This is a genomic window from Amycolatopsis sp. NPDC051371 (assembly GCF_040682155.1).
Classification (GTDB): Bacteria; Actinomycetota; Actinomycetes; order Mycobacteriales; family Pseudonocardiaceae; genus Amycolatopsis.
In genome coordinates this window covers 39,842-65,427 of the sequence record NZ_JBFBAG010000046.1, presented here as the reverse complement: position 1 = coordinate 65,427, position 25,586 = coordinate 39,842, and the positions used below count along the sequence as shown (strand labels likewise).

Annotated in this window: 2 protein-coding genes (1 of these 2 cut by a window edge); both read right to left on the bottom strand. The window is 73.6% G+C overall.

What is annotated here, in order from left to right; all coding sequences use genetic code 11:
- Positions 1-1,257 carry the 5' end (the start) of a type I polyketide synthase gene (locus AB0M59_RS41105; protein WP_364626722.1) on the bottom strand. The gene continues 7,557 nt to the left of window position 1, outside the view, so the window shows 1,257 of its 8,814 coding nt (coding positions 1-1,257); its start codon is at positions 1,255-1,257; its stop codon lies off the left edge, out of view.
- Positions 1,254-25,586: a type I polyketide synthase gene (locus AB0M59_RS41100; RefSeq protein ID WP_364626720.1), complete on the bottom strand. Its 24,333-nt coding sequence runs from the start codon at positions 25,584-25,586 to the stop codon at positions 1,254-1,256. Before AB0M59_RS41100 ends, AB0M59_RS41105 begins: the two co-directional genes overlap by 4 nt.

The window sequence follows — 25,586 nt, the reverse complement described above, 5'->3', positions numbered from 1 at the left end:
GGCCGTCCAGTCGATGTGCGGGGACGGCGAGTCGACGTGCACCGTGCGCGGCAGCAGCCCGTGCTGCATGGCCAGCACCATCTTGATCACGCCGGCCACGCCCGCGGCGGCCTGGGTGTGACCGATGTTGGACTTCACCGAGCCGAGCCACAGCGGCCGGTCGCGGTCCTGGCCGTAGGTCGCCAGCAGCGCGTGCGCCTCGATCGGATCGCCCAGCGTGGTGCCGGTGCCGTGCGCCTCCACGGCGTCCACATCGGACGGTGTGAGCCCGCCGCTCGCCAGTGCGGCCTGGATGGCCTGCTGCTGCGCCGGGCCGTTGGGGGCGGTGAGGCCGTTGGACGCGCCGTCGGAGTTGACCGCGGACCCGCGGACCACGGCCAGCACCGGGTGCCCGTTCGCCAGGGCGTCCGACAGCTTCTCGACCAGGACAAGACCGACGCCCTCGGACCAGCCGGTGCCGTCGGCCGCGGCCGCGAACGGCTTGCAGCGGCCGTCGGGCGCGAGCCCGCGCTGACGGCTGAACTCCAGGAACATGCCGGGCGTCGACATCACCGTCACGCCGCCGACGAGCGCCAGCGAGCACTCGCCGCGCCGCAGCGCCTGGGCGGCCCAGTGCAGCGCGACCAGCGAAGACGAGCACGCGGTGTCCACGGTGACTGCCGGGCCCTTGAGCCCGAGCTGGTAGGCGACCCGGCCGGAGATCACCGCGGTCGAGTTGCCGGTGAGCAGGTACCCTTCTACGCCGTCCGGCAGCGCGGTCAGTCCGGAGCCGTAGCCGGTGGACGTGCCGCCGACGAAGACTCCCGCCTTCGTGCCGCGCAGCGAAAGCGGGTCGATCCCGGCGCGTTCGATGGTCTCCCACGCCGTTTCGAGCAGCAGCCGCTGCTGCGGGTCGGTGGCCAGCGCCTCGCGGGGGCTCATCCCGAAGAAGCCGGGGTCGAACTCCGCCGCGTCGTAGACGAACCCGCCCTCGCGGACGTAGCTGCTGCCCGCCTGGTCGGCGTCGCCGGAGTACAGCGCCGCCGGCCAGCCGCGGTCGGTGGGGAAGCCCGCCATGCCGTCGCCGCCGGCGGCCAGCAGCTGCCACAGCTGCTCGGGGGTGCGCACGCCGCCGGGGAAGCGGCAGCCCATGCCGATCACCGCGACCGGTTCGGCGTCCCGGTCCTCGACCTCGCGCAACCGCTGGTTCGCCGTCCTCAGGTCGGTGGTGACCTTCTTGAGGTAGTCGAGCAGCTTCTTCTCGTTGTCGGAGGTCACGCCCCGAACTCCTTGTCGATCAGGTCGAACAGCTCGTCGGCGGACGCGGCCGCGACGTCGTCCGATTGCGGTTCTTCGGGGGTGGTGCCGGTCCACCACGCGAGGAGGCTCTGGAGCCGCTCGGTGATCTCGTCGCGGCCTTCGTAGCCCTCGGGCAGAGCTTCGAGCAAACCACGCAGGCCGTCGACCAGGCCGTTCGCCGAAGGTGCGGGCGGCGCGATGTCTTCGAGCAGGTAGCCCGCCAGCTCGGCGACCGTCGGGTAGTCGAACACCAGCGTCGCGGGCAGCCGCTTCCCGGCGACCGCGCCGAGCCGGTTGCGCAGCTCGACGGCGGTGAGCGAGTCGAAGCCCAGTTCGCTGAACGCCTTGCCGGGGTCGATGTCCACTGTGGACGCATGACCCAGCACCGCGGCGACTTGACCGGTCACCAGGTCCACCACCAAGTCCTCGCGGTCGGCGACCGGCGTCGCGGCCAGCCGTTCGGCCAGGCCCACGGGCTCGGCCTTCGCCACGGACGCCGCCGCGCGCCGCGCCGGGGCGGTGACGAGCCCCCGGAACAGCGGGGCCACCGCGCCCGAGGACGCCAGCGCGGCCGTGTCGACGCGCATCGGCACCACGGCCGCCTCGCCGGAGGCCACGCCCGCGTCGAGCAGGGCGAGGCCGAGTTCGGCGGACAGCGGCAGCAGACCCGCACGAGCCATCCGGCCGAGGTCCGCCTCGGTCAGGCCGCTGGTCATCCCGACGGCGGCCGACCACGGGCCCCACGCCAGGGCCACCGCGGGCAGCCCGAGGGCGTGCCGGTGGGTGGCGAAGGCGTCGACGAAGGCGTTCGCGGCCGCGTAGTTCGCCTGTCCCGCGCCGCCGAAGAGCCCGGCGGCGCCGGAGAACAGCACGAACGCGGTGAGGTCGGCGTGGCGCGTCAGCTCGTCGAGGTGCACGGCGGCGTCGACCTTGGGCCGCAGCACCTTGTTGAGGCGGGCCGCGTCCAGCGAGCCGACGACGCCGTCATCGAGTACCCCGGCGGTGTGCATGACCGCCCGCAGCGGGTGTTCCGCGGGGATCCCGGCGAGCAGCTCGGCCAAGGCGTCGCGGTCGGCCGCGTCGCACGCCGCCACGGTGACGGTCGCGCCCAGCCCGGTCAGCTCGTCCCGCAGCTCCGCCGCCCCGTCGGCCGCGAGACCGCGACGGCTGGTGAGCAGCAGGTGCCGCGCGCCGTGCTCGGTGACCAGGTGCCGGGCCAGCAGCCCGCCGAGGCCGCCGGTGCCGCCGGTGATCAGGACTGTGCCCTCGGGGTCGAGCGGCGCCGGCACGGTCAGCACGACCTTGCCGACGTGCTTGGCCTGCTGGAGGTGCTTGAACGCCGCCGGCGCGCGGTGGACGTCCCAGGCGGTGACCGGGGTCGGCCGCAGCACCCCGCGGCCGAGCAGGTCGAGGATCTCCCGCAGCATCTCGGCGATGCGGTCGGGCCCGGCCTCGATGAGGTCGAACGCCTGGTACGCGACGCCCGGGTGGGCGGCTGCGACGTCGGCGGGGACCCGGACGTCGGTCTTGCCCATCTCGAGGAACCGGCCGCCGCGTGGCAGCAGCCGCAGCGACGCGTCGACGAAGTCCCCGGCCAGGGAGTCGAGCACGACGTCGACACCACGGCCCTCAGTGGCCGCGAGGAACCGCTCCTCGAAGTCGAGTGTCCGCGAGGAGGCGATCCGGTCGTCGGCGAGGCCGTGCTCGCGCAGCGCGCCCCACTTGCCGGCGCCCGCGGTGCCGAACACGTCGGCGCCGAGGTGCTTCGCGAGCTGGACGGCGGCCATGCCGACGCCGCCGGCGGCCGCGTGGACCAGCACGGTCTCCCCCGGCTGAACGCGGCCGAGGTCGACCAGCGCGTAGTAGGCGGTGAGGAACACGATCGGCACGGACGCCGCCTCGGCGAACGACCAGCCCTCCGGGACGCGGGCGACCAGCCGCTGGTCGGCCACCGCGACCGGCCCGAACGCGCCGGGGAACATGCCGAGCACCCGGTCGCCCGCGGCGAGCCCGGTGACGCCGGGCCCGACCTCGGTGACCACGCCCGCGCCTTCCAGGCCCATCGCCCCGGCCTCGCCGGGGTACATGCCGAGCGCGTTGAGGACGTCGCGGAAGTTCACGCCCGCCGCGCGGACGGCGATCCGCACGTGCCCGTCCGGCAGCGGTCCGGCGACCTCGGGGCACGGCAGCAGGGTGAGGTTCTCCAGGGTGCCCTTGTCGATGATGTCGAGCCGCCAGTGCCCGTCCTTCGGAGCGCGGAGCACCCCGCCGGCCGCTTCGGCGCGGACCAGCCGGGCCGCGTGCGGCTCACCGTCGCGCACGGACACCTGCGGCTCACCGGCGGCCAGCGCGGCCGGGATCGCGCCGTAGGACGCTTCCTTGCCGTCGACGTCCACCAGCAGGAACCGGTCCGGGTTTTCGGCCTGGGCCGAGCGGACCAAGCCCCAGACGGCGGCGTTGGCCAGGTCGGTCACCTCGCCGCGGTGGGCCACCGCGCCGGAGGTGACGAACACGAGTTTCGCGCCTTCCAGGGCGTCTTCGGCGAGCCATCGCTGCACGGTGGCCAGGGCCAGGCCGGTCGCGGCGCGGACCGCCCCGGGCAGGTCGGCCGCACGGTCCGGCACCAGCGGAGCGAAGACCACCTCCGGAGGCGTGCCGCCCTCGGCGACCAGCGCATCTATGTCCACGTAGGACTTCAGCGGACCGGACGTGCCGAGCTGGACGCCGAGCTTGTGCGGATCCGGGCCGAGGACGGCCCAGGTTCCGGTGTCCGGTTCGGACCCGGTGGTCAGTGGGACCCAGTCCACTTGGAACAGCGAGTCGCGCAGCCGGCTGGGCTCGGTCAGCATTTCCGCCAACACCTGGCGCATCGCCAGGGAGCCCACGGTCGCGACGGGGTTGCCCGACGGATCGGCGATGGTCAGCGCCAGGGCGTCCGCACCGGCGAGACTCAGCTTGACGCGCAGGGCGTCGGCGCCGGACGCGTGCAGGGTGACGTCCGACCAGGAGAACGGGAGCCGGCTCTGCCCGGCCCCTTCCAGAGGCAGGTACAGCAGCGCCTGCAGGGCCGCGTCGAGCAGGGCCGGGTGCAGGCCGAAGCGGCGCGCGTCGGCGCGAGCCGACTCGGGCAAGGCGATCTCGGCGAACACGTCGTCGCCTTGTCGCCACGCGGCGGTGAGGCCACGGAAGGCGTCCCCGTAGGCGAACCCGCCCGCCGCGTACGTGTCGTAGAAATCCTCCACGGCAATGGGTTCCGCCTTCGCGGGCGGCCACTCGGTCAGCGGTTCGCCGGGTTCACCGGCGTCGACGGCGAGCAAGCCGGTAGCGTGCAGGGTCCAGTCGTCGGTGCCCTCGACTCGCGAGTGCGCGGTGAAGGTGCGCGTGCCGTCTTCCGCGGGCGTCCCGACCGAGCACTGCAGCTGGACGCCGCCACGCTGGGGCAGCACCAGCGGCGCGGCCAGCGTCAGCTCCTCCACCCGGGCGCAACCGGCCTGGTCCGCGGCGCGGACGGCCAGCTCCAGGAACGCCGTGCCCGGCAGGAGGACCTGGCCCATGACCTCGTGCCCGGCCAGCCACGGGTGCGTGGACAGCGCGAGCCGGCTGGTGAACAGCAGCTCGTCGGAGCCGGCCACGGAGACCGCCGCACCGAGCAGCGGGTGGTCCACGGCGGTGAGCCCGGCTGCGGTGACGTCACCGAGGGGCATGCCGGACAGGTGCGGCCAGAAGCGCTGGTACTGGAACGCGTACGTCGGCAAGTCGACCCTGCGCGCGCCGGTTCCGGCGAACACGGCCGTCCAATCAGGACTCTGTCCGTGGACGTGCAGCTCGCCGACGGCGGCCAGCACGCTGACGCGTTCGTCTCGGCCCTTGCGCAGGGTGGGCACCACCACGGCCGCGTCGACCATCGGCGCGAGGACGGCGTCCGGCCCGATCTCGACGAACCGGTTGACACCCAGGCCGCGCAGGGTCATGACGGCGTCGGCGAACCGCACGGCCGCGCGGACCTGGCCGACCCAGTACTCCGGCGCGACCACGGACGCGACCGCACCGGTCACCGTGGACACGATCGGCAGCTTCGGTTCGGCGTACGTGATCTGCTCGGCCACCTTCGCGAACTCGGCCAGCATCGGGTCCATCAGCGGCGAGTGGAACGCGTGGGAGACCGTGAGCCGCTTGGTCTTGCGGCCCAGCGCGGTGAAGTGCTGCTCGATGCCGTCGAGGTCGTCGCCGGAGACCACGATCGACGTCGGCCCATTGATCGCGGCGATGCTCACCGTGTCCGTGAGCAACGGCGTGACCTCGTCCTCGGTGGCCGACACCGCCAGCATGCCGCCGCCGCGAGGCAGCGCCTGCATCAACCGGCCGCGCGCGGCGACCAGACTGCACGCGTCCGCCAGGGAGAACACTCCGGCGACGTGCGCGGCAGCCAGCTCGCCGATCGAGTGCCCGGCCAGGTACTCCGGACGCACGCCCCACGACTCCAGCAGACGGAACAGCGCCACCTCGACCGCGAAGAGCGCGGGCTGGGTGTAGCCGGTCTCGTTCAGCAGGTCCTCGTCGCCGAAGACGACGTCGGCCAGCGGCCGGTCCAGCTCGGTGTCGAAGTGCGCGCACACCGCGTCGAACGCCTCGGCGTACACCGGGTACTCGGCGTACAGCTCGCGGCCCATGCCGAGCCGCTGCGCGCCCTGTCCGGTGAAGAGGAACCCGATCCGGCCTTCGCTCGTCGTGGCGGGGAGCGGGCCGTCGACGAGGTCGCGCAGGCCTCGCAGCAGTTCCTCGGTTTCGGTGCCGATCACCACCGCGCGGTGCTCGAAAGTCGACCGGCCGGTCGCGAGGGACCAGCCGACATCGGCCGGCCGCTCCCCTTCGAGGCGGTCGGCCAGCTGTGCGGCCTGGGACCGTAGCGCGGCTTCGGACCGTCCCGAAAGGACCCATGGCACCGGGCCGGACCACGTCGGTTCGGCCACCGGCGACTCTTCCGGAGCTTGCTCGACGATCACGTGGGCATTGGTGCCGCTCACGCCGAACGACGAGATGCCGGCCCGGCGCGGGTGCCCGTTGGGCGACCACTCGACGGCGTCGGACAGCAACGCCACGTCTCCCGACGTCCAGTCCACATGGGACGACGGGACGTCCGCGTGCAGCGTCTTCGGCAGCAGGCCGTGGCGCAGCGACAGGACCATCTTCATGATCCCGGCCGCGCCGGCGGCGGCCTGCGTGTGCCCGATGTTGGACTTGACCGAGCCGAGCCACAGTGGCCGGTCGCGGTCCTGCCCGTAGGTGGCGAGCACGGCCTGTGCCTCGATCGGGTCGCCGAGGACCGTACCGGTGCCGTGCGCCTCGACGGCGTCCACTTCGTACGGGTTCAACCGCGCGTCGGCCAGCGCCGCGCGGATGACCCGCTGCTGCGAGGGTCCGTTCGGGGCGGTCAGGCCGTTCGACGCGCCGTCCTGGTTGACCGCCGAGCCGCGCACCAGCGCGAGCACCGGGTGCCCGTTGCGGCGCGCGTCGGACAGCCGTTCGAGGAGCACCATGCCGGCGCCCTCGCCCCAGCCGGTGCCGTCGGCGTCGTCGGAGAACGCCTTGCAGCGGCCGTCGAGCGCGAGGCCGCGCTGGCGGCTGAACTGGATGAACCCGGACGGCGTCGACATGATCGTGACGCCGCCCGCCAGCGCGAGGGAGCACTCCCCCGACCGAAGCGCCCGCGCGGCGAGGTGCACCGCGACCAGCGACGACGAGCACGCCGTGTCGACCGTGACGGCCGGCCCTTCCAGGCCGAGCGCGTAGGAGATCCGGCCGGACACCACGGATCCCGCGTTGCCGGTCATCGTGTAACCCTCGACGCCCTCGTCGTCGCCGAGCGCGAGCAGCGGGGTGTAGTCCTGGCCGTTGGAGCCGGCGAACACGCCGACCGGGCCGCCGCGCAGCGACGCCGCGTCGATTCCGGCGCGTTCGATGGCCTCCCATGCGGTCTCGAGCAGCAGGCGCTGCTGCGGGTCCATGGCCAGCGCTTCGCGCGGGTTGATGCCGAAGAACGCGGCGTCGAACCGGCTCGCGCCGTCGAGGAACCCGCCGCGGCGGGTGTAGGACGTGCCCTGGTGGTCGGGGTCCGGGTCGTAGAGCGCGTCGAGGTCCCAGCCGCGGTCGTCGGGGAAGTCGGTGATCGCGTCCGCGCCACCGGAAAGCAGCGCCCACAGGTCCTCCGGCGAACGGACGCCGCCGGGGAACCGGCACGCCATCGAGACGATGACGATCGGGTCGTCCTCGATGGACTTCGGCGTGACGTCCACTATGGACACGGTCTCGGCCGGTTCGCCCAGTTCGCCCTTGAGGTGGGTGACCAGGGCGGTCGTGGTCGGGTAATCGAAGATCAGCGTCGCGGGCAGCTTGAGCCCGGTGGCCGCGGACAGCCGGTTGCGCAGGTCGACGGCGGTCAGCGAGTCGAACCCGAGGTCGGTGAACGCGCGGTTCGGCTCGACGTCGCCCGGCCCGGCGTACCCGAGGACCCCGGCGACCTGGGTGCGGACGAACTCAAGCACGTCCCGCTCGCTCAGCCCGACGGCCTGGGTGCTCTCCCCCGCGGCTTCGATCGCCGCGCGGGCCTCGGGGATGCCGAGCAGCAGCGGGCTCGGCCGGACGGCGGTGAACGACGGGACGTACCGCGCCCAGTCGACGCCCGCGACGGTGAGGGTGGTCTCGCCGTGGTCGAGGGCCTGCTGCAGCGCCGAAATCGCCAGCTCCGGGTCGAGCGCGTGGATGCCGCCCAGTCGCTGCCGTTCGGCGACGGCGGTGGCGTCGGCCATGCCGGTGTCGGCCCACGGCCCCCACGAGATCGACGTCGCGGCCAGCCCGAGCGAGCGCCGGTGGTCGGCGAGCGCGTCGAGGTAGGCGTTGGCGGCGGCGTAGTTGCCCTGGCCGGGGCCGCCCCAGACGCCGGCGGTGGACGCGAAGGAGACGAACGCCGACAGGTCCAGGTCCTTGGTCAGCTCGTGCAGGTGGAATGCGGCGAGGGCCTTGGGCTTGAGGACGCCAGCGAGCCGATCCGGGGTGAGCGAGGACAGCACGCCGTCGTCGAGGACACCGGCGGCGTGGATGACCGCGGTCGGCGGATATTCGGCGAGCACGGCGGCCAGTGCGTCACGGTCGGCGACGTCGCAGGCCACGACGGTCGCCTCAGCGCCGAGCCCGGCCAGCTCCTCGCACAGCTCCGCCGCGCCTGGGGCGTCCGCGCCGCGACGGCTGGTGAGCACCAGCCGCTCGGCACCGCGGCCGGCCAGCCAGCGGGCGACCTTCGCACCCAGGCCACCGGTACCACCGGTGATCAGGACCGTTCCTTCCGGCGTCCACTCGCGTGCCGGGGTCGTCGAACCGAGCGGAGACCGCAGGAGCCGGCGGGCGAAGACCCCGGAAGCGCGGACGGCTACTTGGTCTTCCTCCCCGGTGATCGCGGCGGTCACGCGGGCGAACGCGCGCTCGTCGAGGTCGGCGGGCAGGTCGAGCAGACCGCCCCAGCGTCCGGGGTGTTCGAGGGCGGCGACGCGGCCGAGGCCCCACACCGGCGCCTGTGCCGGGTTGCGGAGCGCGTCGGCTTTGCCGGTCGACACGGCTCCACGGGTGAACGTCCACAAGGGAGCGTCAAGCTCACCGAGGGCCTGGATCAGGGTGAGCGTGTCGACGAGTCCGCGGTAGGACTCGTCGGTGCCGAGCAAGGACAGGACGCCCGCCGGTTCGACGTCGCCGATCCGCTCGACCAGTGCGTCCCGGCTGATCCCGACTTCGGCTTCGACGGTGACGGTTTCGGCACCGAAGCGGTCCAGGGGCAGCGCGGTCTCGTCGTCCGGGCGACGCACGACGAGCCAGGTGCCTTCGAGACGCGGAGCGGCGTCGACGGTGACCGGCTGCCAGCCGACGCGGTAGCGCCAGTTGTCCACTGTGGATTCTTCGCGCCGTTGCCTGCGGTAGGCGGCCAGCGCGGGCAGCAGGCCTTCGACGGCTCCCGATTCGAGTCCGAGCGTCTTCGCCAGCTCGCCGGCGTCGTCGCGTTCGACGGCCGACCAGAACCCGGCGTCGGCGGCGTCGGAAGCCGCGGCGATGTCACCCGGGCCGGGCAGCGTCGGCCAGTAGCGCTGCCGCTGGAACGGGTACGTCGGCAGGTCCACGACTCCGCCGTCGAGCACGGACGAGAAGTCGACCTCGGCGCCGCGCGCCCACAGCTCACCGGCCGAGGTCAGGAAGCGGGCGAGCCCACCTTCGTGGCGGCGCAGCGATCCGGTGACGACGACGTCTTCGAGGGTCCCGGCGATCGCGGTGCCCAGCACGGGGTGCGCGCTGGACTCGACGAACACGCCGAAGCCCTGCTCGCCGAGCGCCACGGTGGCGGGCGCGAACAGCACGCGCTGCCGCAGGTTGCGGTACCAGTAGGCGGCGGTCAGCTCGGTGGTGTCGAGCCAGTCGCCGGTGACGGTCGAGTAGAACGGGATCCGCGCTTCACGCGGGGTGACCGGCGCGAGGACGTCCAGAAGCTCGGCCTCGATCGCCTCGACGTGCGCGGAGTGCGACGCGTAATCGACCTGGACCTTGCGGGCCCGGACACCGTCGGCGACGCAACGGGCCACCAGCGCGTCGACCTGGTCCGGGTCGCCGGAGACGGTCACCGCGGTGGTGCCGTTCAGCGCGGCGATGGACAGGCCGGGCAGCAGCTCGACGTCCTCGGCCGGCAGAGTCACCGACGCCATCGCGCCCCGGCCCGCCAGCGACGTCCGGATCACCTGGCTCCGCAGCGCGACAACACGAGCACCGTCCTCAAGCGACAGTCCGCCGGACACACATGCCGCAGCGATCTCACCCTGGGAGTGCCCGATCACGGCGTCCGGCCGGACGCCGAAGGACTCCCACAGCGCGGCGAGCGACACCATGACGGCCCAGCAGGCCGGTTGCACGACGTCGACCCGCTGGAGCAGGTCGGCGTCACTCAGGACGTCGGTCAGCTGCCAGTCCACGAACGGTTCGAGCGCGGTGGCGCACTCGGCGAGCCGGTCGGCGAACACCGGCGCGGCTTCGGCGAGTTCGAGAGCCATGCCGACCCACTGCGAACCCTGGCCGGGGAACACGAACACGGTCTTGCCGGGCGTCCCGGCGACCCCGCGCACGGCGAGGTCGGTCAGCCCGGTCAGGAGCGCATCCCGGTCGGCCCCGACAACGACGGCCCGGTGCTCGAACGCCGACCGCGTGGCCCCCAGCGACCACGCGACATCGGCGACATCCTCGGTGGCCAAGACGCTGGCCAGCTGCTCAGCCTGACTCCGCAGCGCCTCGGCGCTCCGCCCGGACAGCAGCAGCGGCACCGGCCCCGAGCGCCCCAATGTGGCCTTCGGTGCGTTCAACGCACCCAAGGCGGCCTTCGGTGCGTTCAACGCAACCAAGGCCACATTGGGGCGCTCCGGAACCTGCTCCAGGATCAGGTGCGCGTTCGTCCCGCTCATTCCGAACGAGGACACGCCCGCGCGGCGCGTGCCCTCGGGCCACGGGCGAGTCTCGGTGAGCAGGCTGACGTCGCCCGCGTCCCAGTCGACGTGCGGCGACGGGACCTCGGCGTGCAGCGTCTTCGGCAGCAGCCCGTGCCGGATGGCCTGGACCATCTTGATCACGCCGCCGACGCCGGAGGCCGCCTGCGCGTGCCCGACGTTGGACTTGAACGACCCCAGGTACACCGGCCGGTCCGCGGGCCGCTCGCGGCCGTAGGTGGCGATGATGGCCTGCGCCTCGATCGGGTCGCCCAGCTTGGTGCCGGTGCCGTGCGCCTCGACGACGTCCACATCGGACGGTGTCAGCCGCGCGTTGGCCAGCGCCCGCCGGATCACCCGCTGCTGCGACGGTCCGTTCGGGGCGGTGAGGCCGTTGGACGCGCCGTCGGAGTTGATCGCGGAGCCCTTGATCACCGCGAGGACGCGGTGGCCGTTGCGCTCGGCGTCGGAAAGCCTTTCCAGCAGCAGCATCCCGGCGCCCTCGGCCCAGCTCGCGCCGTCGGCGTCGGCCGAGAAGGGCTTGCTGCGTCCGTCCGCGGCCAGCGCGCGCTGGCGGCTGAACTCGACCAGCGACACCGGGGTGGACATGACGGTCACGCCGCCGGCGAGGGCGAGGGTGCAGTCGCTGTCCCGCAGGGACTGGCACGCCCAGTGGATCGCCACCAGCGACGACGAGCACGCGGTGTCGATCGAGACGGCGGGCCCCTCCAGGCCGAAGGTGTAGGCGACGCGGCCGGAGAGCACACTCGGCGAGTTGCCGGTGCCGAGGAAGCCCTCGAAGCTGTCGGTCGCGGCGCCGAGCAGGCCGCCGTAGTCCTGGTAGGTGACGCCGGCGAACACGCCGGTGCGGCTGCCGCGCAGCGTGGCCGGGTCGATGCCGGCGCGTTCGAGGGACTCCCAGGACACCTCCAGGAGCAGGCGGTGCTGCGGGTCCATCGCGACGGCCTCGCGCGGGCTGATCCCGAAGAAGCCGGGGTCGAACGCGCTCGCGTCGTGCAAGAAGCCGCCCTCGCGGGCGTAGCAGGTGCCGGGCGCGTCGGGATCGGTGTCGTAGAGCGCCTCGAGGTCCCAGCCGCGGTCGGTGGGGAACGGCGAAATCGCGTCGCCGCCCTCGGCGACCAGCCGCCAGAGGTCGTCGGGGTCGGCGATGCCGCCGGGGTAGCGGCAGGCCATGCCGACGATCGCGATCGGCTCGTCGACCCGCGTGACGGCCTCTTCGGCGACGTCTTCCTCGCCGAACAGCTCCGCGTGCAACGCCTTCGCGAGGGCGATGGGCGTCGGATGGTCGAAGACCGAGGTCGCGGGCAGCCGCAGGCCCGTCGCGGTGTTCAGGCCGTTGCGCAGCTGGACGGCCGTCAGCGAATCGACGCCCAGTTCCTTGAACGCGCGGTCGGCGCCGACCGCCTCCGGCCCGGCGTGCCCGAGCACCAGCGCGGCCTCGGTCCGGACGATGTCGAGCAGCGCCCGGTGCCGGTCGGTTTCGGGCAGCCGGGCGAGCTTCTGGTGCAGCGCGTTGCCCGCGTCGGCCACCTGGGTGACCACGCGGCGGGTCTTGGCCTTCGCCGGGGTGTGCTCGACGACGCGGAGCGCGCCCCTCGTACCCAGCAGGTCGAACGTCTCACCGGGACGGCAAGCGAGCGCACTGTGCGCGACGGCTTCGAGCACCGCGGTCTGCGCCGCGACCAGGCCCTCGCCGCCGGCGGCGGTCAGCACCACGAGGTGGACGTCCAGCTCGGCGAGGTTGAGGGCGATGTCGGCGCGGTCGCGCAGGTCGGCCGCGCCCTCGGCGAGTCCGATGTGGACGGCCGTGGTCACGTCCGGGACGTCCCGGAGCGCTCGCGCCAGTTCGTGCCGGTCGGCGGGGTCGCAGGCGATGACGTCGGCGCCCGGCAGAGTTGCCTCGCCGAGCACGACGAGCCGCTGGACGCCCCGGTCCTCGACGAGGTGCCGTGCGACGGCGGCGCCCAGCTCGCCGGACGCCCCGGTGAGCAGCACGGTCCCCTCGGGTTTCCAGGCGTCCGGCGTGACCGCGGTGGTCCGTGGCTCATAAGCAACGTCACCGCGGATCGCGAGCCGATCCGCGCCCGGCTCGACGGGGGCCCCGTCGACGAGGGCGAACCGGCCGGGGTACCGCGCCAGCACCGGCTCCACGGCACCCCAGACGGCGGCTTCCACGACGTCGGGAACTTCGCCATCGCGCACGGCGACCGCGCCGCGGGTGACGAAAACGAGCCGCGAACCGGCGAACCGAGGGTCGGCCAGCCAGGCCTTGACCAGCGCCAAGGCCCGCTGCGCCGAAGCCCAGACGGCCCAGGTGAGGTCATCGGTGTCCTCGGGCCGGCAGGAGGCGAACACCACCTCGGGCACCTCATCGGCGGCGGCCAGTTCGGCGAACTCCTGGTAGGTGGGCAGCTCCCCGAGGCCGAGCACGTCTCCGAGCACGGCGGCACGCGAGAGGTCGAGGTGCTCCCCCGCGGCCGGTCGTGAGTGGGAAACAGGGTTAGAACACTGTTTCTCACTCACGACCCACTCCACGCGGTGGTGCGTGGTGGCCGCGCGGCGGGTCGCCGGGCGCAGGACGACGGCGTCGGCCGTCGCGACGACCTGGCCCGTCGAGTCGGCCAGCGTCAACCGGACGGCGCTTCCCGTCCGGCGCAAGCGGACCCGCAGCTCGGTCGCGCCCGTCGCGTGCAGGCTGACGCCCGACCACGAGAACGGCAGCATGTCCGGCAGGTCGGCGAAGGCCAGTGCGTGCAACGCCGCGTCGAGCAGTGCCGGGTGCACTCCCCAGCCGTCGGCCGAAGTCCCCGTAGGCAGCGCCACCTCGGCGTAGACGTCGTCGCCCGCGCGGTACGCCGCCCGCAGACCCTGGAACGTCGGCCCGTAGGCGAACCCAGCGGCCGCGCGCTGGGCGTAGAAGTCCTCGACCGGCAGCGCTTCCGCCGGTGGCCACTCCGTCAAAGCATCCGAAGTGGACAGACCGGTCCCCAGAAAACCGCTGGCATGCCGGACCCAGCCGTCGCCACGGGTGTAGATACCGAACGCCCTCCGAGCGCCTTCCGGAGCCTCGACGCGGACCTGCACCGGCACGCCGCCGCGCTCGGGCAGGACCAGCGGGGCTTCCAGGACCAGCTCTTCGACCTGGTCGCAGCCGGCCTCGTCGGCCGCGCGCAGTGCCAGCTCCACGAATCCCGCGCCGGGGAACAGGATTTCGCCGTCGACGCGGTGTTCGGCCAGCCACGGCGAAGCATCGACCGACAGAAGCCCGGTCAGCACGACGCCGTCCGCGCCCGCCAGTTCCACGGCCGCACTCAACAAGCCGTGCTCAGCGCCGACCTGGCCGAGCGATGCCGGGTCGCCGTCGACGTCCGGCACCTCCAGCCAGTACCGCTCGCGTTGGAAGGCGTAGGTGGGCAACTCGACGCGCGTGCCCGCCCGCAGTACCTGAGCCCACTCGACGCCGCCGCCGTCGACCTGCAGTTCGGCGAGCGCGGTGAACAGAGTGCGGACTTCGGGACGGTCGGCGCGCAGCAACGGCACGGCGACCACGTCACCGTCCCAGCACTCGGCGACCATCGCGGAGAGCACCCCCGCCGGACCCAGCTCGAGGAACCTGGTCACGCCGCGTCCGGCCAGCGCGCGGACGCCGTCGGTGAACCGGACCGTCGCGCGGACCTGCCGGACCCAGTACTCCGGGTCGCCCAGCTCGGCCGCCGAAGCGAACGAGCCGGTGACGTTCGACAGCACCGGCACGCTCGGCTCGTGGTAGGTCAGCCCCGCCGCGACCTCGCGGAACTCCGCGAGCATGCCGTCCATCCGGGCCGAGTGGAACGCGTGACTCACCCGCAGGCGGCGGGTCTTCTCGAACATCGCGGCGACCGCCAGCACGGCGTCCTCGTCGCCGGACAGCACGACCGACGACGGCCCGTTGACCGCGGCCAGCGACACGCCGTCGGTCAGCAGCGGCGTGACCTCGTCCTCGGTGGCCGCGACAGCCACCATCGCCCCGCCCTCGGGCAGAGCCTGCATCAGGCGCGCCCGAGCCGCGACGAGCGTGCACGCGTCCTCGAGCGAGAGCACACCGGCGACGTGCGCGGCGGCCAGTTCGCCGATGGAGTGGCCGCCGACGAAGTCGGGACCCACGCCCCAGTCCTCCAGGAGCCGGTACAGCGCCACCTCGACCGCGAACAGCGCGGGCTGGGTGTATTCGGTCCGGTCCAGCAGCTCGCCGTGCTCGATGACGCCTCGCAGCGGCCGGTCCAGCTCGACGTCGAAATGCGCGCACACCGCGTCGAACGCCGACGCGAACGCCGGGAACTCGCGGTACAGCTCGCGGCCCATGCCGATCCGTTGCGCGCCCTGGCCGGTGAACAGGAACGCCGTGCGGCCGGGCGCGCTCGTCCCGCGCACGACCGCCGCGGACTTGATCCCGTCGGCCAGCGCCGCGAGCCCGGCCCGCAGTTCGGCGTCGTCCCCGGCCAGCACGACGGCGCGGTGTTCGAACGCCGAGCGGGTCGTCGCCAGCGACCAGGCCAGGTCGGCCGGGTCGGTGGCCGGGTGGTCGAGCAGCCGCGCGGCCTGCGCCCGCAGCGCCGCCTCCGACCGGCCGGACAGCGCCAGCGGGACGAGCCCGGTGCGGCGCGGGCGCGGCAGTTCGGGGTCGGTCGCGGGGGCCTCTTCGATGATGACGTGCGCGTTGGTACCGCTGACGCCGAACGCCGAAACCCCGGCCCGGCGCGGACGATCGTCGGCCGGCCAAGGCATCGCCTCGGTCAGCAGCGAGACGCTCCCGGCCGTCCAGTCCACTTCGGACGAAGGCTGCGCGGCGTGCAGGGTCTTCGGCAGCAGCTCACCCTGCAAGGAGAGCACCATCTTGATCACCCCGGCGACCCCGGCCGCGGCCTGGGTGTGCCCGAGGTTGGACTTCAGCGAGCCGAGCCACAGCGGGTGCTCGCGGTCACGGCCGTAAGTGGCCAGCAGGGCGTGCGCCTCGATCGGGTCGCCGAGCCGGGTGCCGGTGCCGTGCCCCTCGACGGCGTCCACATCGGACGGTTCGAGACCGGCGTCGGCGAGCGCGGCCCGGATCACCCGCTGCTGAGACGGGCCGTTCGGGGCGGTCAGGCCGTTGGACGCGCCGTCGGAGTTGACCGCAGAGCCGCGCACTACGGCGAGCACGGTGTGCCCGAGCCGCTGGGCGTCGGACAGCCTTTCCAGCACGAGCATGCCGACGCCTTCGGACCAGCCGGTGCCGTCGGCACCGTCGGCGAACGCCTTGCAGCGGCCGTCCGGTGCTAGGCCGCGCTGGCGGCTGAACTCGACGAACGCGCCGGGGTTGGCCATCACGGCAACGCCGCCGGCCAGCGCGAGCGAGCACTCGCCCGAGCGCAGGGAGCGGGCGGCGAGGTGCAGCGCGACCAGCGAGGACGAGCACGCGGTGTCCAGCGTGACGGCCGGGCCCTCGACGCCGAGGTGGTAGGCGATCCGTCCGGAAAGGACACTGCCGGCGTTGCCGGTGAGCAGGTGACCGCCGAGGCCTTCGGGGGCTTCGCGCAGGCCGGCGGCGTAACCCGACACACCCGCGCCGACGAACACGCCGGACGCGCTGCCGGCCAGGGACCGCGGGTCGATCCCGGCGCGTTCCAGGGCCTCCCAAGAACTTTCGAGCAGGAGCCGCTGCTGCGGGTCGGTGGCCAGCGCCTCGCGGGGGCTCATCTCGAAGAAGGCGGCGTCGAACTCGCCGGCGCCGGTCAGGAAGCCGCCGTCGCGGGAGTAGCTCTTGCCCTCGGCGTCGGGGTCGGGGTCGTAGAGGTCCTCGACGTCCCAGCCGCGGTCCTCGGGCCAGGCCGAAATGGCGTCACCGCCGTCGGCCAGCAGCCGCCACAGCTCTTCCGGCGAAGTGATCCCGCCGGGCAAGCGGCAGCTCATGCCGACGATCGCGATCGGTTCGTCGACGTCTTCCGCGCGGTGAACCGGGGCGACGGCGGCTTCGGTGCCGAACAGCTCGGCGCCCAGGAAGTCCGCGAGGACGGTGGCCGACGGGTGGTCGAAGACGAGCGTCGACGGCAGCTTCATCCCGGTGACCGCGCTCAGGCGGTTGCGCAGCTCGACGGCGGTCAGCGAGTCGAAGCCCAGGTCGCGGAACGGCCGGTCCACCGCGACGGACGCCGGGTCGGCGTGCCCGAGGGCAGCGGCGGCTTCGCGCTGGACGAGGTCCAGCAGCTCGCCGGCGGACAGCTCCCGGCGCCGGGTCTCCTCGACGGGGACGTCCAGGGCGGCCCGGACCTCGGGCAGGTCGCCGAGCAGCGCGCTCGGGCGGACCGAGGTGAACCCGGGCGCGAACCGGGCCCAGTCGACGTCGGCGACGGTGACGGCGGTGTCGCCGGAGTCGAGGGCCTGACGCAAGGCGGTGATCGCCAGTTCGGGGGCGAGGGGCCGGAGGCCGCGACGGCGCAGGTGGTCTTCCGCGCCCTCGTCGGCGAGCATGCCGCCACCGGCCCAGGGGCCCCAGGCCACGGACGTCGCGGCCAGTCCGGCCGCGCGGCGGCGGCGAGCGAGGCCGTCGAGGTAGGCGTTCGCGGCCGCGTAGGCGCTCTGGCCGCCGCTGCCCCAGACGCCCGCGATGGACGAGAACAGCACGAACGCGTCGAGTTCACGGTCGCCGAGGACGGCGTCCAGGTTCTCGGCACCGGCGAGCTTCGCGGCGGTGAACCCGGCGAATTCGGCCACGCCGAGCCCGTCAAGAAGGGCGGACTGGGCGACTCCGGCGGCGTGCACGACGGCCCGAAGCCCGTCGATGCCCGCGACCAATTCGGCGACGGCTTCGCGGTCGGTGACGTCGCAGGCCGCAACGGTCACAGTGACGCCGAGCGCGGACAGTTCATCTCGCAGTTCCGGTGCGCCGGCGGCGTCGAGGCCGCGGCGGCTGGTCAGGACGAGGTGTTCGGCGCCGTCGCGGGCCAGCCAGCGGGCGACCTCGGCGCCGAGCGCCCCGGTCCCGCCGGTGATCAGCACGGTGCCCCGCGGCCGCCACGACGACCCGCCGGCACGAGCGGGGGCGCGTTCGAGGCGTGCGGCGAAGACGGCGGAGTCGCGGACGGCGACCTGGTCCTCGGTCCCGCCCAGGACGCCCGCCAGCCGGGTGACCGCGCGGTCGTCGACGACGGCGGGGAGGTCGATCAGCCCGCCCCAGCGGTCGGGGTGTTCGACGGCGGCGGTGCGGCCGAAGCCCCACAGCGCCGCCTGGGCCGCGCTGCGGACCGCGTCCGCGCGGCCGACCGAGACGGCGCCCGAAGTGGCGCACCACAGCGGCGCTGCGTCGCCGAGCGCCTGCACGAGTTTCAGGGTCGCGGCAAGGCCGATCGTGATCTCCGGGGCGTCCGGCGCGGGCCGCTCGTCGAGGGCGAGCAGCGACAGGACGCCCGCGTAGTCACCATCGACCGGCAGGTCGGCGACGTGCACCGGGACGCAGTCGAGGCCCGCGGTCAGCGCTTCGAGGAGGTCCGGCTCGACGCCGTGCTCGGGGAGCACCAACAACCAGGTTCCGGACGTTCCCTCGACCTTTCCGGTCAGCGGGCGCCAGTTCACGGCGTAGCGCCACTGATCCACAGTGGACATTCCGACGCGGTCGCCGTGCCACCGGGCGAGCAGCGGCAGGGCGGTTTCGAGACCGCTCAGCTCGGCCTCGGCGACGTCCAGGGTCGAGGCGAGCGCGGACAGGTCCGCGGTTTCGACCGCCGACCAGAACTCGCCGTCAACCCTGCGCACCGGGGCAGCGGCTTCGGGGACGCGCGGCCAGTAGCGCTCGCGCTGGAAGGGGTAGGTGGGCAGCACGACGAACGACGCCGGGCGCAGCACCGTGGACCAGTCCGGGCCGCGGCCGGAGACGTGCAGGTGGGCCAGCGCGGCGAGCAGCGTCCGCTCCTCGGGCCGGTCCTTGCGCAGCGTCGCCGTCGCGGGCAGGGTCTCCTGCGCCAGCGCGGCGAGGACCGCGGCCGGGCCCAGCTCGACGGACTCGGCGACGCCCAGCCCGCTCAGCGCGGCGACGGCGTCGGCGAACCGCACCGGCTCGCGGACCTGACGCACCCAGTACACCGGCGTCAGGATCTCGTCCCCGGCCAGGCGGCCGGACACAGTGGACACCAGCGGGATCTTCGGCGCGTGGAAGGTGAGTCCGTCGGCGACGGCCGCGAACGCGTCCAGCATCGGGTCCATCAGCGCGGAGTGGAACGCGTGCGACACCGTGAGCCGCCGGACCTTCCGGCCCAGCGTGGCGAAGTGCTCCTCGATCAAGGCGACCGCGTCGACCTCACCGGATACAACCGTCGCTTGTGGACCGTTGATGGCCGCAAATCCCGCGCCGTCACCCAGTACGGCGGCGACCTCGTCCTCGGTGGCCTCCACGGCCAGCATCGCCCCACCTGCGGGCAGCGCCTGCATCAGACCGGCCCGGGCCGCCACCAGCGTGCAAGCGTCCTCAAGGGACAGCACCCCGGCGACGTGCGCCGCGGCCAGCTCGCCGATCGAGTGCCCGGCCACGTAGTCCGGCCGGACGCCCCACGACTCCAGCAGCCGGAACAACGCGACCTCGATCGCGAACAGGGCGGGCTGGGTGTACCCGGTCTCGTCAAGCGCCGACGCATCGCCGGAGACGACCTCCCGCAGCGGCCGGCCCAGCGAAGAGTCCACCAGTGCGCAGACCGCGTCGAACGCGTCCGCGAACACCGGGTACCGCTCGTACAGCTCAGCACCCATCCCGACGCGCTGCGAACCCTGGCCCGAGAACAGGAACGCCGTCTTCCCGGCGTTCTGCGTGCCCCGGACGAGGTTCGCCGCCGGACCGCCGGCCGCGAGGGCCTCCAGGCCGGTCGCCAGCTCGGCGAAGTCCGCGCCGAGCACGACGGCCCGGTGCTCGAACGCGGCGCGCGCACCCAGACCGGCAGCGACAGCAGTGACGTCAGTGTCCCCCAGTCGCAGCAGGTCCCGGGCAGCGTCCTGCAGGGCGGCCTCGGACCGTCCGGACAGGACCCACGGCACGAGCCCGGCCTCGGTAGGCGGCATTTCGGCAACGGGCACGCCCTCGAGGATGACGTGGGCGTTCGTGCCGCTGACACCGAACGAGGAGACGCCCGCACGACGGGGACCGCCGTGCTCGGGCCAGTCTCGCGATTCGGTCAGCAGTGCCACCGCGCCGCTGTCCCAGTCGATGTGCCGCGAGGGCCGGTCGACGTGCAGCGTCTTCGGCAACAGGCCGTGACCGAGCGAGAGGACCATCTTGATGATCCCGGCGACGCCCGCCGCCGCCTGCGTGTGCCCGATGTTGGACTTCAGCGAACCCAGCCACAACGGCTGCGAGCGGTCCCGGCCGTAGGTCGCCAGTAGCGCCTGCGCCTCGATCGGGTCACCCAGCGTCGTGCCGGTGCCGTGCGCCTCGACGGCGTCCACATCGGACGGTTCGAGTCCTGCGTTCGCCAGCGCCGCCCGGATCACCCGCTGCTGCGAAGGGCCGTTCGGGGCGGTGAGCCCGTTGGACGCGCCATCCTGGTTCACCGCGGAGCCGCGGACCAGGGCCAGTACTGGATGCCCGTTGCGGCGGGCGTCGGACAGCCGCTCGACGAGGATGAGGCCGACGCCTTCGCCCCAGCCCGTGCCGTCCGCGCCGTCGGCGAACGCCTTGCACCGGCCGTCTTCGGCCAGGCCGCCCTGCTTGCTGAACTCCAGGAACGCGCCCGGCGTCGTCATCACCGTCACGCCGCCGACCAGCGCCATCGAGGATTCGCCCGAGCGCAGCGACTGCGCGGCCCAGTGCAGCGCGACCAGCGACGACGAGCACGCGGTGTCGACCGTGACGGCGGGGCCCTCCAGGCCCAGCACGTAGGAGATCCGGCCGGAGACGACCGATCCGGCGTTTCCGGTCCCGGCGTGGCCTTCCGAGCTGCCTTCACCGGCTTCGCGCAGCAGCGCCGCGTAGTCCTGGCCGTTGGTTCCGATGTAGACACCGACCTGCGAGCCGCGCAGCGACCGCGGGTCGATGCCCGCGCGCTCGAACGTCTCCCACGACGTCTCCAGCAGCAGCCGCTGTTGCGGGTCCATCGCGAGGGCCTCGCGCGGCGAGATCCCGAAGAAACCGGCGTCGAAGTCGGCCACGCCGTCGAGGAAGCCGCCGTGGCGCGTGTAGCTGGTGCCCTCGTGGTCGCGGTCCGGGCGGTACAGGTCGGCCAGGGGCCAGCCGCGGTCCTCGGGGAACGTGGTGACGGCATCGCGGCCGCCCGCGAGCATGTCCCACAGGTCTTCGGGTGATCGCACGCCGCCGGGCAGGCGACAGGCCATCGAGACGATGGCGAGCGGTTCGTCCTCGACGGGCGCGGTGGGCCGGATGACGACCGGCGTCGCGGCCGACCCGGCCAGCTCTTCGCGCAGGTAGGTGGCGACGGCGGCCGGGGTCGGGTAGTCGAACACCAGCGTCGCGGGCAACGCGCGCCCGGTCGCGGTGCCGAGGCCGTTGCGCAGTTCGACGGCGGTCAGCGAGTCGACGCCGAGGTCCTTGAACGCCCGCTCGGGCTCGACCGCCTCCGGCCCGGGGTAGGCGAGCACGGCGGCGGCTTGGGTGCGGACGACGTCGAGCAGAAGCGCCTGCCGGTCCTCGGTGGACAGAGCGGCCAGCCGCGCGACCAGAGGCTGTTCCTCGGGGACGTGCATCGCGTCCCGCGCCTCGGGCAGGTCGCCGAGCAATGGGCTGGGACGGGTGGTGGTGAAGCCGGGCACGAACTTCGCCCAGTCGACGTCGGCGACGATGGGGTTGGCTTCCCCGCCGCCGATCGCGCGGCGCAGGGCGGCGACGGCCAGCCGCGGGGGCATCGGCGGCACGCCACCCCGGCGCATCCGGTCGGCGACCAGGTCGTCGGCCGCCATGCCGCTGCCGCCCCACGGGCCCCAGGCCACGGAGGTGGCGGGCAGCCCGGCGGCGCGGCGCTGCTCGGCCAGCGCGTCGAGCCCGGCGTTGGCGGCGGCGTAGGCGGCCTGCCCGACCGCGCCGAGGCTGCCGGCGAACGACGAGAACAGCACGAACGCGGACAAGGGGCGGTCGCGGGTCAGCTCGTCGAGGTGCCGGGCGGCGGCGAGTTTGGGCCGGAAGACGGTGTCGAGCTGCTCCGCGGTGACGCCGTCGAGCACGGCGTCGTCGAGGACGCCGGCGGTGTGGATGACGGCGTCGAGGTCCGGCAGTTCGTGGAGAAGTACGGCCAGGGCGTCACGGTCGGCGACGTCGCAGGCGGCGACGGTGACCCGGGTGCCGAGCGCGGTCAGCTCGTCCCGCAGCGCCGTCGCGCCCGGGGCGTCGAGACCGCGGCGACCGGCCAGGACGAGGTGTTCCGCCCCGGCTTCCGCGAGCGTGCGTGCGACGACCGCGCCCAGCGCGCCGGTGCCGCCGGTGATCAGCACGGTCCCGGCGGGCGACCACGGCTCGGCGGCCGGGCCGGTGATCCGTTGCAGCCGTCGGGCGAAGACCCCGGACGCGCGCAGCGCCACCTGGTCCTCGGCCGAGGTCAGGACGGCCGTCAGCCGGTCGAGGGCGCGGTCGTCGAGGGTTTCGGGCAGGTCGACCAGACCGCCCCAGCGCTGCGGGTACTCCAGCGCGGCGACCCGGCCGAGGCCCCACAGCGGAGCCTGGTCCAGCACGGTCAGCGGGTCGGACTGCCCGGTGGAGACGGCGCCCCGTGTCGCGATCCAGACGGGGGCGGTCGCGGTGCGGACCAGCTCGATGGTGCGCAGCAGAGCCGTAGCTTCATCAGCCAAGGCCAGTAGCGAAAGCACACCGTCCACATCGGAGTACTCGGGCAGCTGATCGAGCGTGACGGGAGCGAACCCGCGGCTCACCAGGGCGTCGAGCACCGGGGACGTGAAGTCTTCCGGGACGACGGCCAGCCAGATGCCGGAGAGAGGCTTCGGCGGGGTCGACACCGGTGTCCAGCCGATGCCGTACCGCCAGGCGTCCACAGTGGACTTCTCCTGGCGCTTGGCACGGTAGGCCGACAGGGCGGGCAGCAGGTCGCCGACCGCGTCGACCGGCAGGTCCAACACCTCGGCGAGGGTCCCGGAGTCCACAGCGGACCAGAACGCGTCGTCGCCGGTTTCGAGGGGCGCCGAGGGCTCCAGCCAGTAGCGCTGACGCTGGAACCGGTACGTGGGCAGGTCGACCTGACGACCGGTCAGCACGGCCGACCAGTCGGGTCCGTGGCCGGACACGTGCATCCGGGCCAGGCCGGTCAGCGCGGCCGGCACCTCCGGCCGGTCTCGGCGCAGGAGCGCGGCGACGGCCACGCCGGCCGGCACGCAGTCCGGGGCGAGCGCGGCCAACGCGCCGTCGGGCCCCAGTTCGAAGAAGCCGGTCACCCCGGCCTCGCTCAACCAGCCGACACCGTCGGCGAAGCGAACGGCCTCACGGACGTGCGAAACCCAGTATTCAGGCGAGGTCAGCTGATCGGCGAGCGTGCCGGTGACGTTGGAGACCACCGCGATCCGCGGCGGGTGGAAGGTGAGGCCGTCCAGGACCTCGCGGAACTCGGCGAGCATCCCGTCCATGCGGGCGGAGTGGAACGCGTGCGAGACGTCGAGGCGCTTGGTCTTGCGGCCGAGGCCGGCGAAGTGCTCGGCGGCGGTCAGGACAACGTCCTCGTCGCCGGACAGCACGATCGACGACGGCCCGTTGACGGCCGCGATCGAAAGCCCGTCGACCAGGTCGATTTCGCTTTCGGTCGCCTGGACGGCGACCATCGCCCCGCCGGTGGGCAGCTCCTGCATGAGACGGCCACGGGCCGCGACCAGCGTGCACGCGTCGGCCAGCGAGAGAACTCCGGCCAGATGCGCGGCGACCAGCTCACCGATGGAGTGGCCCAGCAGGTAGTCCGGCTGGTAGCCCCAGGACTCGGCCAGCCGGTACAGCGCCACTTCGACCGCGAACAGCGCGGGCTGGGTGTACGCCGTCTCGTCGAGGTGCTCACCCGAGTTGATCACCGTCCGCAGTGGACGGTCGAGGTGGCGGTCGAACGCCGCGCACACCTCGTCGAAGGCGGCGGCGTAGACCGGGAACCGCGCGTGCAGCTCACCACCCATGCCGGCTCGCTGGGAACCCTGGCCGGTGAACAGGAACGCCAGCTTCCCCGGCCGGATCGAGCCGCGCACCAGGCCCGGCGCGACGCCGTCCGCGGCGAGCGCGTCGAGGCCACGCAACAGCTCGTCACGGTCGACGGCGAGGACGACCGCGCGATCGTCCAAGGCCGCCCGGCCGGTGCCCAGCGACCAGGCGAGGTCGGCCAGGTTTTCTTCCTCCGCAACGGGCCGAAGGGTCGCGGCCTGCTCGCGCAGGGCCGCTGCACCCCGCGCGGAGACCAGGAACGGCCACGGTCCGGTCGAAGCCGGGACTTCCTCGGTCTCTTCGGCCGCGGGCGGTTCGGAGAGCAAGACGTGCGCGTTGGTGCCGCTGACGCCGAACGCGGACACCCCGGCGCGGCGGGGCGCGGCGCGCTCCGGCCACGGCATCGGCGTGCCCAGCAGCTCGACCGACCCGGCGGCCCAGTCCACGTGGGACGACGGTTCGTCCAGGTGCAGGGTGTGCGGCAGGTGCCCGTGCCGCAGGGCGAGGACCATCTTGATGACGCCGGCCGCGCCGGAGGCGGCCTGGGTGTGCCCGATGTTGGACTTGACCGCGCCGACGCGCAGCGGCCGGTCCGCCGGGCGGTTCTGCCCGTAGGTGGCCAGCAGCGCCTGGGCTTCGATCGGGTCGCCGAGCGTGGTGCCGGTGCCGTGCGCCTCGACGACGTCGACGTCGCCGGGCGAAAGTCCCGCGGCGGCCAGGGCCGCGCGGATCACGCGCTGCTGCGACGGGCCGTTCGGCGCGGTCAGGCCGTTGGACGCGCCGTCGGAGTTGACGGCCGAGCCCTCGACCACGGCGAGCACGGGGTGGTTGCGGCGCCGCGCGTCGGACAGGCGCTCGAGCAGCAGCAGGCCGACGCCCTCGCCCCAGCCGGTGCCGTCGGCGGCTTCGGCGAACGGCTTGCAGCGGCCGTCGCCGGCGAGGCCGCCCTGGCGGGCGAACTCCAGGAAGACGGCCGGGGTGGACATGATCGTCGCGCCGCCGGCCAGCGCGAGGGAGCACTCCCGCTTGCGCAGGGCTTGGCAGGCGAGGTGCAGCGCGACCAGCGCGGACGAGCACGCCGTGTCGACGGTGACGGCGGGCCCTTCCAGGCCGTAGCTGTAGGCGAGCCGGCCGGACAGGACGCTGCCCGCGTTGCCGGTGAGCAGGTGCCCGGCGACCTCGCCGGTCTCGCTGCCCAGGCCGTACCCGGACGGCGTCGAGCCGACGAAGACCCCGGCGGAGGTGCCGGTCAGGGAGCCGGGGTCGATCCCTGCTCGTTCGAAGACCTCCCACGACACTTCGAGCAGGAGCCTCTGCTGCGGGTCGGTGGCCAGTGCCTCACGCGGGCTGATTCCGAAGAACGCCGGATCGAACGTCGTGGCGGTGTCGATGAATCCGCCGGTGCGCGCGTAGTCGCCGCCGGTGATGTTCCAGCCGCGGTCGGCCGGGAACGCCGACATCGCGTCGGTCCCGCCGTCGACGAGGTCCCAAAGCTCCTCCGGGGAGGTCACGCCGCCGGGGAACCGGCAGCCCATCGCGACGATCGCGATCGGCTCCTTCTCCCCCGCCTCCAGGTCCTGGAGGCGTTGCCGGGTCTCGGCGAGGTCGGTCGTAACCCACTTCAGGTAGTCCCGGAGCTTCTCTTCGTTCAC